Origin of the sequence: Rhodococcus sp. YH1, assembly GCF_009939605.1 — a bacterium.
In the GTDB taxonomy this organism is placed as follows: Bacteria; Actinomycetota; Actinomycetes; order Mycobacteriales; family Mycobacteriaceae; genus Rhodococcus; species Rhodococcus aetherivorans.
The window spans coordinates 1-12,290 of sequence record NZ_WVTE01000272.1; the positions used below are offsets into that span (position 1 = coordinate 1).

A 12,290-nucleotide genomic window follows, 5' to 3' on the forward strand; every position below is an offset into this window, starting at 1 on the left:
TCCTCGGCATCGTCGGTACCTACATCGGCCGGCGCAAGCTGGAGGACCCGGCCAAGCAGGCCGAGATGGAGGTCCGCTCCCTCACCGGTGTCGGTGTCGAAAAGGCTGTCGCCCACTAGGCAACACCCACGAAGCGCGGACGCAGGGTCGATCACCCTGCGTCCGCGCTTCGGCGTCTACGCTGCGGGGCATGGCCAAACTCGAGGTATCGACCGACCTTCCGCTCGAACCGCACGTGACCTGGGTGCGGGCGTCGGACCTGCACGGATTCGACGAATGGCTGACCATCCACGACGGGTGGCGCAGCGACCTGCCGAGCGAACTCGTCGTCGGCACCACCGCCGAGTCCGTCGTCTCGGTCAAGGGCATGCGTAACCGGGTCGCGTGGACCGTCCGGGAGATCGACTCGCCGCACCACCTCGTGCTCCACGGTTCCGGCCAGGGCGGCACCCGGTTCAAGCTGCGGATGACCGTCCGGGCCGCCGGGATCGGCTCCGTGCTCAGCCTGAACATCGACCTCGGCGGGGCACCGCTGTTCGGGCCGATCGGCTCCGGCGTCGCGCGGGCCCTGCACGGCGACATCGAGGCCTCGCTGCGCCGGTTCGCCGAACTCTACAGCTGAGCCGCAGCGCCGAAGGCGCCCATGGGTCCCAGCACCGAAGGTGCCCATGAGCGCAGCGCCGAAGGCGCTCATGGGTCCCAGCGCCGAAGGTGCTCGTGAGCGCAGCACCGAAAGCGCCCTCCGCGCGGGCGACACGCCGGGGACCGGCGCGAGAAGTGCGCGCCCGCGGGCCGCGCTCGGCAGAATGAGGCGATGACGACCCGCACGTTCGAAGGCCGTCGTCTGAACCTGACGAACCTCGACAAGGTGCTGTACCCGAGCACGGGCACGACGAAGGCCGACGTGGTCGACTACTACGTCGCCGTCGCCCCGGTGCTGCTGCCGCACGTCGCGGGCCGGCCCGGCACCCGCAAACGCTGGCCCGAGGGTGTCGGCGGCGAGTCGTTCTTCGAGAAGAACCTCGCCTCCCACGCGCCGAAGTGGCTCACCCGCAAGACTGTTCACCACAAGCAGCGGTCGGTGACGTATCCGGTCTTCGACTCCGTGGCGTCGCTGGCCTGGCTGGGGCAGCAGGCGGCACTCGAGCTGCACGTGCCGCAGTGGCGGTTCTCGGGTTCCGTTCCGGGTCCCGCGACGCGGATCGTGTTCGACCTCGACCCGGGGGAGGGGGTCACGCTGGCGCAGTGCGCCGAGGTTGCCCGCCTGGTGCGCGACATGGTCGGCGGGCTGGGCTGGCCGGCCTACCCGGTCACCAGCGGCAGCAAGGGGATACACCTGTATGTGCCGCTCGACCGCGAGCTCGCACCGGGCGGGGCGTCGACCGTGGCGAAGCAGGTGGCGATCAACCTCGAGACGCTGCATCCCGACCTGGTCACCGCCACCATGGCGAAGGCCGTGCGCGGTGGCCGGGTGTTCCTCGACTGGAGCCAGAACAACCAGGCCAAGACGACCATCGCGCCGTATTCCCTGCGCGGTCGGGAGCAGCCGTGGGTCGCCGCGCCCCGCACCTGGGACGAACTCGACGACCCCGGGTTGCACCAATTGCGGTTCGACGAGGTGCTCGCGCGCCTCGAGGCCGGACCCGACCCGCTCGCCGCGCTCGACCCGCCGCTGCCCGAGTCCGACGCCCTGACCGAGTACCGGCACAAGCGCGACCCGTCCCGCACCCCCGAACCCGTCCCCGCCACCGTGGGATCCGGACCGGGCAATTCCTTCGTCATCCAGGAGCACCACGCCCGCCGCCTGCACTACGACCTGAGGCTCGAGCGCGACGGGGTGCTCGCGTCGTGGGCGGTGCCGAAGAACCTGCCGGACGATCCCGGCCGCAACAACCTCGCGGTGCGCACCGAGGACCATCCGCTCGAGTACCTCACCTTCCACGGCGTGATCCCCAAGGGGGAGTACGGCGCCGGCGGCATGACGATCTGGGACACCGGCACCTACGACACCGAGAAATGGCGCGACGACGAGGTGATCGTGCGCCTGCACGGCGCGCGGGTGCAGGGCCGGTACGCGCTGATCCGCACGGCCGGCAACCAGTGGCTCGCGCACCGCATGAAGGACCAGAGCGCGCCGTCGGGCCCGCCGACGAGCTTCCCGCGCGACCTCGAGCCCATGCTCGCGACACCGGGTGAGGTGACCGGTCTCGACGCCGACGAATGGGCGTTCGAGGGCAAGTGGGACGGCTACCGCGCCGTCGCCGAGATCGAGAACGGGCAGCTGCGGCTGCATTCGCGTTCCGGCCGCGACATCACCGGCGACTACCCCGCTCTCGCCGATCTCACCCGCATCCTCGACGGGCACGAGGTGGTCCTCGACGGCGAGGTGGTCGCGTGCGACACCCTCGGTGTCACAAGCTTCCGGCAGCTGCGGACCGGGGGCACCCCGCAGTACTTCGTGTTCGACGTCCTCTTCCTCGACGGGGTGACCCTGTACCGCAAGCCGTATTCCGACCGGCGGCGCGTGCTCGACGCGCTCGCCGCCGCGGCCGACGGGCTGGTTGTTCCGGAACTGTTGCACGGCAACGGATCCGAAGCGCTGGAGGAGAGCACCCGGCGGGGCTGGGAAGGGGTGGTGGCCAAGCGGCGGAACTCGGTGTACATGCCGGGCCGGCGCAGCCCCGACTGGGTGAAGTCGAAGAACTGGCTCACCCAGGACGTCGTCATCGGGGGCTGGCGCCTCGGCAAGGGGGCCCGCGCCGGCACCTTCGGCTCGCTGCTGGTCGGCGTGCAGGGCGAGGCCGGGCTGGAGTACGTCGGCCGCGTCGGCACCGGCTTCGACGAACCCCAGCTCGCCGAACTGTCGGCCGCCATGGCGGGTCTGCGGCGCCGCACCACGCCCTTCGCCGGCGACGTCCCGCGCGAGGACTCGCGGGACGCGGTGTGGGTGAGCCCGAAGCTGGTGGGGGAGGTGCGGTTCCGGGAGTGGACCGACGCCGGCAAGCTCTGGCATCCGAGCTGGCGCGGGTTGCGCGACGACATCGACCCGCAGGACGTGGCCCGCGGCAGCGGATGACCGCCCGCCCCGGGTGCCGAAAACCTCACCCCGGGGTGCCTGTCGTCCTCCGGCGCGTCGGCGCACCGTGGTCACACGGCACATCCGCCGAGTGTGGCACGGGCCGGCGCGCCCGGAGGAGGGAAGGTTCGACGATGTTGCAGACGACCGACAGGGGCCGCCTCGGCCGCACCCTGATGACCGCGTACGGCGCGGCCGCCTACGCCGTGTTCTTCGCGGTGTTCCTGTACTCGATCGGGTGGGTCGAAGGTCTCGTGGTGCCCCGCACCATCGACGAGGGGCCGCCGACGCCGATCGTCGTCGCCGTGATGGTGAACCTGGCACTGTTGTCCGTGTTCGCCGTTCAGCATTCGGTCATGGCCCGGCCCTGGTTCAAGGACCGATGGACCCGCATCGTCCCACAGCCGATCGAACGCTCCACGTTCGTCCTGTTCGCCACCGCCGCCCTGGCGCTGGTGATGTGGCAGTGGCATCCACTGCCACAGGAGATCTGGGACGTGGACGCGACACCGGTGCGCGTGGTGCTCTATGCGGTGTCCTTCGCAGGATGGGGCCTCGTGCTCGCATCGACGTTCGCGATCGACCACTTCGACCTGTTCGGCCTGCGGCAGGTGCTGCGGAACTTCGCCGGAAAACCCCCGGCCGAAGTCGTATTCCGCACCCCGAGGCTGTACCGCGTGGTGCGTCACCCGTTGTATCTCGGCTTCCTGATCGCGTTCTGGGTGGCGCCGACGATGAGCGTGGGCCACCTGCTGTTCGCCGCGGTCACCACCGGATACATCCTCGTCGCGCTGCGGTTCGAGGAACACGATCTGACCGACACGTTCGGCGACCGGTACCGCGACTACAGTGCCCGCGTGCCCCGGCTGGTGCCCCGCCCGCGCGCGGCGAGCCGAACCTGACCATGTTCCGGCCGGCTCCGGTGCGGGCACCCGCACCGGAGCCGTGCAGCGCCGTAGGGTACTTCGCGTGAGCATCGCGAAGTCCCTCGTCCTGTTCGTCGTCGCGGCCCTGTTCGAGATCGGCGGTGCCTGGCTCGTGTGGCAGGGAATCCGGGAACAGCGCGGCTGGATCTGGGTGGGCGCCGGTGTGATTGCGCTCGGCGGGTACGGAATGGTGGCAACGCTGCAGCCGGATGCGAATTTCGGTCGCATCCTCGCTGCCTACGGCGGAGTGTTCGTCGCCGGATCGCTCGTGTGGGCGATGATCGTCGACGGCTTCCGCCCCGACCGGTGGGATGTGGCCGGCGCCCTGGTGTGCCTGCTCGGCGTGGCGCTGATCATGTACAGCCCGCGCTGAACTCCGGCACCGTCAGCCGACGGTCACCGTCCCCGCGGCCGGTGTCGAATTGCAGATCGGGCCGCTGCTCAGGTTCACCGAACCGAATACGGTGGTGAGCACGGTGCCCGGGCCGGTGTTCACCACCTTCGCCAGGTTCGGATACGTCCCCTCGAGGTCGACGATCCCCGCCTGGCCGGTGCTCTGATTGAGCCATGCGACCGACACCTGCCCCGCAGCGGGCATGGGGCCCATTCCCGGTGCGGTGGAGAACAGTACGTGACCGGGTGCGATCGCGGGGTTCGCCTCCGGGCCGGCCTGCGCGGTGACCGCCGTGATCGAGGCCAGGCTGCCCTGGTTGAGGCACCCGAAGGTCAGTGCCGTGCCGAGGGATTGGGGCGGTGCGGCGCCGGCGCTGCCGGCGAACAGGACGGCGGCCGCGATCGGTGCGGCGGTGGCGAGGATTGCTCGGGTGGTTCGGGCGGCGCTCATGCTGATGCTCCTGTGATCGGAATGTCACGTCCGGGTGCCGACCGCCGCGCCCCGCCGGCGGCGCGCCCCGCGCACCGAATGACGCCCCCGAGTCTAGATCGCGAACGGCGGAGCATACGACGTTTCGGAGATCTTGCTTGCCGGGGATGTCAACGCACGCGGTAGAACTGCGCGGCATTGTCGTGCAGCGCCCGCGCGGCGAGGTCCGGACCCAGTGCATCGGTGACCACCGCGACGTCCGTGTCGGTGAACGGCCGCGGCGCCCGGGTGGACGGCAGGTCGGTGCCGAACATCAGGGCGTGCGGGTTCCGGTCGGCGACGGCGCGCAGAACGGCGGCGACGTCGAAGTCGGCGCGGCCGAACCCGGTCGCCTTGACCCGGACCCCGCGGTCGACCAGGTCCAGCAGGTGCGGCAGTCCGGCCGCGGACAGGCCCAGGTGGTCGATGCTCACCGCGGGCAGGGCGGCGACGGTCCCGGTGAGCGCGGGCAGTTCGCGGGCGTCGACGTACAACTCGGTTTGCCAGCCGGCGACGTCGTGGACCCGCCGCGCGAGCGAGTCGAGGTGGGCGGCGGATTCCGAACCGCCGCGGCGCAGGTTGAACCGGATCCCGCGCACGCCGGCCTCGTCGAGCCGGGCGATCTCGGTGTCGGTCACGGTCGCCGGCAGTTGGGTGACGCCCACGAAGCGGGGGCCGAGGAGGGCCAGCGCGTCCAGCAGGTAGCCCTGATCGAAGCCGTGGAAGGAGCCGGACACGACGGCGCCACCCGTGACGCCGAGCCCGCGGACCCGCTCGAGATAGTCGGCGACCGTGAAGGCCGGCGGCACGTATCCCTCGTTCGGGGTCACGGGGAAGCGGGGGTCGACGATATGGAAGTGGGCGTCGAAGATCGGCATCACGCGTCGCCCGTCGGTCACGTGCGCGTAAGCGCGTCCGCGGTGATCTCCTTCACCGACGTCAGCCCGCTGAGCCCGAGCGTCAGATCGAACTCGGCGATGATGTTCGCGACGGCGTCGCGGGCCCCCTCGCGGCCGCCCACCGCCAGCCCGTACAGGTGCGGGCGGCCGACGGTGACCGCGTCGGCGCCGAGGGCGAGCGCCTTGAACACGTCCGATCCGGTGCGGATTCCGCTGTCGAGCAGCACCGGTACCCGGCCGTCGACGGCGGGTGCGATGCCGACCAGGGCGTCGAGCGAGGCGATCGCGCCGTCCACCTGGCGGCCACCGTGGTTGGAGACGATGATGCCGTCGGCCCCGGCGTCGAGGGCGCGCCGGGCGTCGTCCGGATGGAGGATGCCCTTGAGCAGCACGGGAAGATCGGTGCGCTCGCGCAGCGACTCGATCTCCGTCCACGTCAGGGAGGGCCGGGAGTAGATGTCGAGGAAGGTCTCGACGGCGGCCCGGGGCTCGGGGGAGCGGAGGTTGTCGAGGAGGCGGCCGGGGTAGCGCCGGCTCATCGAGAGCAGTGTCCTGATCGCGCCTAGGGTCACCTCCACCTCGGGTCGTGCGCCGGCGGCGGCCGCGATGCGCTCGCGGACGATGCGCACGAACGTCGGGTCCGAGGTGTACTGGGCGATGCCCTCGCCGCGAGCGAACGGCAAGGATCCGAGGTTGAGGTCCTGGGGCCGCCAGCCCAGCAGGGTGGTGTCCAGGGTGACGACCACGGCGTCCGCGCCGATCGTCTTCGCGCGGGCGAGCAGGCTGTCGACGAGGTCGTCGTCGCTGCTCCAGTACAACTGGAACCAGCGCGGGGAGTCTCCCATCGCCGCGGCGCTCTCCTCCATCGGGGCGCAGCCCTGGTTGGAGAAGATGTAGGGCACGCCGAGTTCGGCCGCCGCGCCGGCGATCGCGACGTCGGCGTCGGGGTGCGCGAGCTCGGCGGCGCCGACCGGCGCCAGCAGGACCGGGGCGGGCAGGGTGCGGCCGAACAGCTCGACGCTCAGGTCCCGGCGGGAGACGTCGCGCAGCACGCGGGGGACGATCTTCCAGCGGTCGAAGGCCTCGCGGTTGGCGCGCATCGTCGCGCCCTCGCCGGCGCCCCCGGCGATGTAGGCCCAGCCGCGCCGGCTCGTCTTCCGTCGCGCCAGGCGTTCCAGGCCGGCGAAGTCGGTCGGCACCGCGGGGGTGCGCCCGAGCACTCCTGCCCGGTAGATGACGTTCTGGCGGGCACGGCCCGCGCCGGGCTGCGGCGCCACGGGTCCGTCGCTCATCGGCGATTCCTCACTGGTGCGTCGGGCGGGATCGTCTCGGACGCTACACGGAAGCGCCCACGCGCCGGGCCCAAGCGCCGGTCGTCCGGCGGAGACGGTGGACAGATTCCGATATACCCCCTAGGGTATGTAGTACCCCATGGGGTATGAACCTCGAACGACGGCACGATGCCCACCGGTGTGGGCCGAGGAGTGGACAATGAGGGAAATCGACATCGCTGCATTCGCCGACGAGTGGAAGTCCGGCGCGACCGTCGTGGACGTGCGCGAGGACTACGAATACGAGCAGGCGCACGTGCCCGGTGCCCAGTGGATCCCGCTCGGCGAACTCGCTTCCCGTCTCGCCGAGATCCCGGGGACCGACCTCGTCTACGTCATCTGCGCCTCCGGCAATCGCAGCCTGCGCGGCGCGGACATCGTGTCCGCGTCGGGGCGGTCCGCGGTCTCGGTCGCCGGCGGCACCAAGGGCTGGCTGCGCGCCGGTCACCCGGCCGAACAGGGCGGAACCCGATGAGCCTGCTCGAGAAGATCAAGGCGCGCTTCGCCAAGCCCTACGAGTCCGTCGGCGTCGGCCGGGCGCGCGAGTTGCTGGACGGCGGGGCGGTCCTCGTCGACGTGCGCTCCGCCGCCGAGTACCGGTCCGGGCACGCGCCCGTCGCGCAGCACTGCGAACTCTCCCAGGTTCCGACGAAGGCGGCGCGGATCGTGCGCAACCGGCCGGTGGTGTTCGTGTGCCACTCGGGCATGCGCTCCGCGAGCGCCGCGCGGATGTTCGCCCCGGCGGCGCAGGCGCCCGTCGCCTCGCTGCGCGGCGGCATGATCGCCTGGGAGCGGGCCGGCGAGCGGGTGGTCAAGGGCGGTCGCCGCTGAAGGAATCGCCGGGTCGACCGGCCCGAGGTCCGGGAATCGGCGCCGAGCCGGAATGTGGGCACGGGAATACCCCACCGGGTATGATGGGTTCATCTTCAGTATGAAGGGGCCGACCATGACAGTTAACACCGTGAATGCCGCAGAATCCACCACCCAGGTGCTCAACCGGCTGCGCCGCGCACAGGGCCAGCTCGCCGGCGTGATCTCCATGATCGAGAACGGGCGCGAATGCCGCGAGGTGGTCACCCAGCTCGCCGCGGTCTCGCGCGCCCTCGACCGGGCCGGATTCAAGATCGTCGCCACCCGGTTGCGGCAGTGTGTCCTCGACGAGCAGGACGACACCTGCGTCGACAAGCTGACCGAGGAGGAACTCGAGAAGCTCTTCCTCGCGCTCGCCTGACAACAGCGAACCACGAAGGAGCAGCATGACACTCGCTCTCGCCACCACGCTGCGCGCCCCGCTCGGCGACACCGTCGAGCGCACCCGCGAGGCGCTGAAGGACCAGGGCTTCGGGGTGCTCACCGAGATCGACATGCAGGCCACCCTGAAGACCAAGATCGACGTCGACATGGAGCCGTACGTCATCCTCGGGGCGTGCAACCCGCCGCTCGCACACCAGGCCGTATCGGTCAATCGGCAGATCGGGCTGCTGTTGCCGTGCAACGTCGTCGTCCGGCGCGATCCGGAGGACGCCGGCCTGGTGCACGTCGAGGCCATGAACCCGCAACTGATGGTGCAGGTGGCCGAGGATCCCGGGCTGCAGCCCGTCGCCGACGAGGCCGCCCGGCGGTTGCAGGCAGCGATCGACGCGCTGGGGAGCTGAGCCGTCACTCGAGAACGGGCGCCGAGATGTCTCTCGGCGCCCGTTCTCGTGTTCGTCCTGTCGCCCGTTCGTCCTGTCTCCCGCTTGTCACGGTCTCCCGTACGCCGCCCGGGCCTTCTCGCGCAGCAGGCGCACGGCGCGGGCCGGGTCGTCCGTGCCGTAGACGGCCGTGCCGGCCACGAAGCAGTCGGCGCCGGCCGCCGCGGCAGCCCCGATGGTGTCGAGGTTCACCCCGCCGTCGACCTCGATGAGCACGTCGAGTTCCCCCGCGTCGACCAGGCGTCGCGCCGCGCGCACCTTGTCGAGCATCTCGGGGATGAACCGTTGGCCGTTGAATCCCGGAGGCACGCTCATCACCAGGAGCGTGTCGAAGTGCGCGAGCGTGCCGATGTGCGGCTCGAGCGGGATCTGCGGCGCGAGCGCGAGACCGGCGCGGGCGCCGGCGTCGCGCAGGCGGCCGGCGAGAGCGACCGGGTCGCGGACGGCCTCGACGTGCACGGAGACGTTGTGCGCGCCCGCCTCCGCGTAGTCGACCGCCCACCGGTCGGGATCCTCGATCATCAGGTGGCAGTCGAGCGGCAGCGGGGTGTGCCGGGCGAGGGACCGCACGACCGGCACCCCGAAGGTGATGTTGGGGACGAAGTGTCCGTCCATCACGTCGACGTGCAGCCAGTCCGCGCCCCGATCGGATCCACCGGCCACGGCCCGCGCCTCGTCGGCCAGGCGCGCCAGGTCGCCCGAGGCCAGGCTGGGCGCGATCATCGGCTCGCGCCGCGGGCGGCGATCGGCCCGGTGACCAGCGCGGACGTCGGGGTCCATGCGACGACAGTACCCGCCTCGCGGTGCCGGCGAGGTGCACCGGATCGATCGTCAACCGGGCATTGACGACCATGAGTGCGTCAACCTATGGTTGACGAATGACGAACCCGGTACCCATGAGCAATCCCGTCCGGCTCGACGACCTCATCGATGCCATCAAGAAGGTGCATACCGACGCCCTGGAACAACTGACCGACGCGGTCCTCGCCGCCGAGCATCTCGGGGAGGTCGCCGACCATCTGATCGGCCACTTCGTCGACCAGGCCCGCCGCTCCGGCGCGTCCTGGACCGACATCGGGCGCAGCATGGGCGTCTCCAAGCAGGCGGCCCAGAAGCGCTTCGTGCCCAAGGGTTCTGCCGATCTCGATCCCGAACAAGGATTCAGCCGATTCACCGAACGCGCCCGTAACGTCGTCATGGCATCACAGAACGAGGCCCGGGCGGCCGGCAACGCCGAGATCACCTGCGAACATCTCGTCCTCGGTCTGCTGAGCGAGCCCGACGCCCTCGCGGTCCGCGCGCTCGTCGCGCAGGACGTCTCGCCGGACGCGGTCCGTCGCGCCGTGGTGGAGAAGCTCCCGCCGGCGGCCGGGGACGTGCCCGACCTGATCCCCTACGACGCGCGTGCGCGCAAGGCCCTGGAGCTGACGTTCCGGCAGGCACTTCGTCTCGGGCACAACTACATCGGCACCGAGCACATCCTCCTCGCCCTCCTCGAATACGAGGACGGAAACGGCGTCCTCACCGGTCTCGGCGTGGACAAGACGGCCGCCGAAGCGCACGTCGCCGCGGCCGTGGCCGCGGAGCAGGCCGCACACGCGGAGCGCGGAGACGCGGAATGAGCAGGCAGCGATCCGCTGTCCAGCCGACCCGTCGCTGAGAGGGCCTCATCCCGCAGGGCGAAACCGCCTCCCCGGTCCGCTCCTCGATCTACCGTTGAGTCGAGGCAGCCGAGAGGGGGAACGATGACCTACCCGCTCGTCGAGAAGTCCCGGGAACGTTCGGAAGCCGGGCGGCATTTCGTGATCGAGGACTACACGAAGACGCCGTCGCTCTGTCGTCGCGGTGTCTGGGTGGGGCGTCGGGTCGATTTTTCCGAAACCGTGCTGATGTCCTTCGAGCACGGCCAGGACGACCTGTCCGTCGGCTGGATCGTGAACGGCGCGGCGATATCGCCGGCAGGCTACTATGCGCCGTGCCAAGGAGCGCCGACGATCCGATACCGGTGTCCCGGAGACGGTAGGAACCTGCACACCATTTCGCTGATGAGCACGCCCGGCAGCGATCAGGACTGTGTGGACCTGCAGGTCGTGTTCACGCGTCCGCCGCAGTGGAATCCGCTCGAGTACGGTCCCTCGAAGAAGGTGTGCCTCCAGGGCCGGATCGTCGAATGGCCGTGGTTCCTTCTGCAGCAGGAACAGCAATGCTGGGAGCGGTTCCGGAACGTATTCGAGAAGTACGTGGTGGTACCCCGTCCGGTTCCCGCACCGCCCGGCCCGGTGGAACGGTGGATCGCGAGCCTTCGGGGCGACGAGGCCGCGACGGTACGGGCTGAACTGGACACTGTCGAGCAGTTGGATCACGCCCGGGACGGCGATTTTCTCGCAGAGATCCGTGCCGACCTCGCGGCGAGGTTCCTCCGGTGGGCGAACTCCGAGGACGGGCCGGGTGCCGTGGACCGCTCGCCGCCACGCAGCGATCCGGGTCGAGATTCCTCCTGAGCGAGAGGGCGGACCCGTGACCGAAAAGGCAACGCTCCGGCGACTGGCGGAGTGGGTGTTCGGCGGCGTCGTGCTCGTCGTCGACACGGTCTTCACGGTGATCCGTGTCGTCGTGTGGCGCTCGCGCTGGAAGCCGGCATTGACTGCCCTGCGCCGGTACAACAAGGTCGTCCTCAACCCGGTGATCTTGAGGAGGGGAGGGAGGACGGTCACAGCGGTGCATCACGTGGGTCGCACATCCGGAAGGCCATACGTGACCCCGGTGTGGGCGGAACGATCCGGACAGTCGTTTTTCATCCATCTGCCCTACGGCACCGACGTCGACTGGTGCCGCAACGTTCTGGCGGGCGGGGGCTGCGTCCTCGAGCGCGAGGGCGTGCGCTACGACGCCGTCGCTCCCGTGATCGTGCCGGCGGCGGAGGCGGAACCGCATCTGTCGTCGGCATCGAGGAGGATGCACCGACTGTTCGGCGTCGAGTCGTATCTACGGCTGGACATCGCCCCTGGCGTGCAGGCGGACTGATCGAGCGGCTGGAGCAGGGGCATCGCGCTGGTTCGCCCGCTCCCCGCGAGCGGCGGTCCGTAGAGAGCGGCTGCGGGTGAGCTCGACCAGCGGTCTCTTGTGCCCCCGGCAGGATTCGAACCTGCGACACCGGCTTTAGGAGAGCCGTGCTCTATCCCCTGAGCTACGAGGGCGGCGCGCGGTGGACCGGCGGTGCCGATTCGGTGCGCGGTGTGAGTGTAGCCGGGATCGCGGCGCCGGTGTGAAACGGTCGCGGAACCAGCGGCACGGCGAGCGCCGCCGCCGCGCCGACGGCGATCCACGTGACGGTCCAGGCCTGGTCGGAGGCGTGTGAGGTGGACAGCAGGGCCGGGGTACGGAAGCTCGACCCGTAGATCGCGGCGCCCGTGAGGGCGATCGCCGTTCCCGCCCGGTCGTGCACCCGAATGTCACACGCCGTCAATCCAACCGAACGCATGTGACATTCGGCCGGAGGTGC

The 12,290-nt window shown here is 70.4% G+C and carries 16 protein-coding genes and 1 tRNA gene; 11 read left to right on the plus strand and 6 right to left on the minus strand.

Translation table 11 applies throughout. The annotated features are described in order from the left end of the window. The first annotated feature begins 190 nt into the window (after positions 1-190). The 4 genes from AIIKEEIJ_RS27975 to AIIKEEIJ_RS27990 all read left to right on the plus strand — a co-directional run bounded on the left by AIIKEEIJ_RS27975 (position 191) and on the right by AIIKEEIJ_RS27990 (position 4,375). The gene (locus tag AIIKEEIJ_RS27975; RefSeq protein WP_161997024.1) at positions 191-622 is read left to right on the plus strand and encodes a type II toxin-antitoxin system Rv0910 family toxin; all 432 of its coding nucleotides are present in this window, start codon (positions 191-193) and stop codon (positions 620-622) included. A gap of 192 nt (positions 623-814) precedes the next feature. Continuing rightward, positions 815-3,076, plus strand: a complete 2,262-nt coding sequence (locus AIIKEEIJ_RS27980) for an ATP-dependent DNA ligase (RefSeq protein ID WP_161997025.1) — start codon at positions 815-817, stop codon at positions 3,074-3,076. A 134-nt stretch (positions 3,077-3,210) separates the two neighbouring features. Continuing rightward, positions 3,211-3,978: a methanethiol S-methyltransferase gene (gene mddA / locus AIIKEEIJ_RS27985; protein ID WP_161997026.1), complete on the plus strand. Its 768-nt coding sequence runs from the start codon at positions 3,211-3,213 to the stop codon at positions 3,976-3,978. Positions 3,979-4,045: 67 nt separating this feature from the next. Next, the gene (locus tag AIIKEEIJ_RS27990) at positions 4,046-4,375 is read left to right on the plus strand and encodes a YnfA family protein (protein WP_029541928.1); all 330 of its coding nucleotides are present in this window, start codon (positions 4,046-4,048) and stop codon (positions 4,373-4,375) included. Positions 4,376-4,387: 12 nt separating this feature from the next. On the opposite strand, the gene AIIKEEIJ_RS27995 is transcribed toward AIIKEEIJ_RS27990, so the two are convergent. From AIIKEEIJ_RS27995 to AIIKEEIJ_RS28005, 3 genes are all read right to left on the minus strand, one after another. Further along, positions 4,388-4,846 carry a hypothetical protein gene (locus AIIKEEIJ_RS27995; RefSeq protein ID WP_043797747.1) on the minus strand — a complete coding sequence of 153 codons (459 nt, stop codon included), beginning with the start codon at positions 4,844-4,846 and terminating at the stop codon, positions 4,388-4,390. Positions 4,847-4,995: 149 nt separating this feature from the next. Beyond that, complete coding sequence (locus AIIKEEIJ_RS28000) at positions 4,996-5,742, minus strand: amidohydrolase family protein (protein ID WP_161997033.1); 747 nt, start codon at positions 5,740-5,742, stop codon at positions 4,996-4,998. A gap of 17 nt (positions 5,743-5,759) precedes the next feature. After that, positions 5,760-7,055 carry a lactate 2-monooxygenase gene (locus AIIKEEIJ_RS28005; protein ID WP_006930265.1) on the minus strand — a complete coding sequence of 432 codons (1,296 nt, stop codon included), beginning with the start codon at positions 7,053-7,055 and terminating at the stop codon, positions 5,760-5,762. 199 nt (positions 7,056-7,254) lie between these two features. Between AIIKEEIJ_RS28005 and AIIKEEIJ_RS28010 the strand changes: the two genes are divergently transcribed. The 4 genes from AIIKEEIJ_RS28010 (at position 7,255) to AIIKEEIJ_RS28025 (ending at position 8,749) form a co-directional block, all read left to right on the plus strand. Next, on the plus strand, positions 7,255-7,569 hold the full coding sequence (locus AIIKEEIJ_RS28010; protein ID WP_006930266.1) for a rhodanese-like domain-containing protein: 315 nt from the start codon (positions 7,255-7,257) through the stop codon (positions 7,567-7,569). Further along, complete coding sequence (locus tag AIIKEEIJ_RS28015) at positions 7,566-7,925, plus strand: rhodanese-like domain-containing protein (RefSeq protein ID WP_006930269.1); 360 nt, start codon at positions 7,566-7,568, stop codon at positions 7,923-7,925. Before AIIKEEIJ_RS28010 ends, AIIKEEIJ_RS28015 begins: the two co-directional genes overlap by 4 nt. A 115-nt stretch (positions 7,926-8,040) precedes the next feature. Further along, the gene (locus tag AIIKEEIJ_RS28020) at positions 8,041-8,325 is read left to right on the plus strand and encodes a metal-sensitive transcriptional regulator (protein WP_037201469.1); all 285 of its coding nucleotides are present in this window, start codon (positions 8,041-8,043) and stop codon (positions 8,323-8,325) included. A 25-nt stretch (positions 8,326-8,350) separates the two neighbouring features. Continuing rightward, entirely contained in the window at positions 8,351-8,749 is a 399-nt protein-coding gene (locus AIIKEEIJ_RS28025; RefSeq protein WP_006930271.1) for a DUF302 domain-containing protein, read from the plus strand. 87 nt (positions 8,750-8,836) lie between these two features. Here the strand turns inward: AIIKEEIJ_RS28025 and rpe are convergent, their stop codons facing one another. Next, positions 8,837-9,568, minus strand: coding sequence for a ribulose-phosphate 3-epimerase (rpe, locus tag AIIKEEIJ_RS28030; protein ID WP_029541935.1), 732 nt, complete (start codon positions 9,566-9,568; stop codon positions 8,837-8,839). A gap of 98 nt (positions 9,569-9,666) precedes the next feature. Here rpe and AIIKEEIJ_RS28035 point away from each other — a divergent pair, with 98 nt between their 5' ends. The 3 genes from AIIKEEIJ_RS28035 (at position 9,667) to AIIKEEIJ_RS28045 (ending at position 11,812) form a co-directional block, all read left to right on the plus strand. Next, positions 9,667-10,410 (plus strand): Clp protease N-terminal domain-containing protein, encoded by a 744-nt coding sequence (locus AIIKEEIJ_RS28035; RefSeq protein ID WP_029541936.1) that lies wholly within the window; start codon positions 9,667-9,669, stop codon positions 10,408-10,410. 423 nt (positions 10,411-10,833) lie between these two features. Then, complete coding sequence (locus tag AIIKEEIJ_RS33355; protein ID WP_231385869.1) at positions 10,834-11,289, plus strand: hypothetical protein; 456 nt, start codon at positions 10,834-10,836, stop codon at positions 11,287-11,289. Positions 11,290-11,305: 16 nt separating this feature from the next. Then, positions 11,306-11,812, plus strand: a complete 507-nt coding sequence (locus AIIKEEIJ_RS28045) for a nitroreductase family deazaflavin-dependent oxidoreductase (RefSeq protein ID WP_312026526.1) — start codon at positions 11,306-11,308, stop codon at positions 11,810-11,812. A gap of 100 nt (positions 11,813-11,912) precedes the next feature. Here AIIKEEIJ_RS28045 and AIIKEEIJ_RS28050 read toward each other — a convergent pair. Next, positions 11,913-11,985: transfer RNA gene (locus tag AIIKEEIJ_RS28050), tRNA-Arg, on the minus strand. Then, the gene (locus AIIKEEIJ_RS28055) at positions 11,976-12,269 is read right to left on the minus strand and encodes a hypothetical protein (RefSeq protein ID WP_161997027.1); all 294 of its coding nucleotides are present in this window, start codon (positions 12,267-12,269) and stop codon (positions 11,976-11,978) included. The genes AIIKEEIJ_RS28050 and AIIKEEIJ_RS28055 overlap by 10 nt, the downstream gene beginning before the upstream one ends. Between the last annotated feature and the right edge of the window lie 21 nt (positions 12,270-12,290).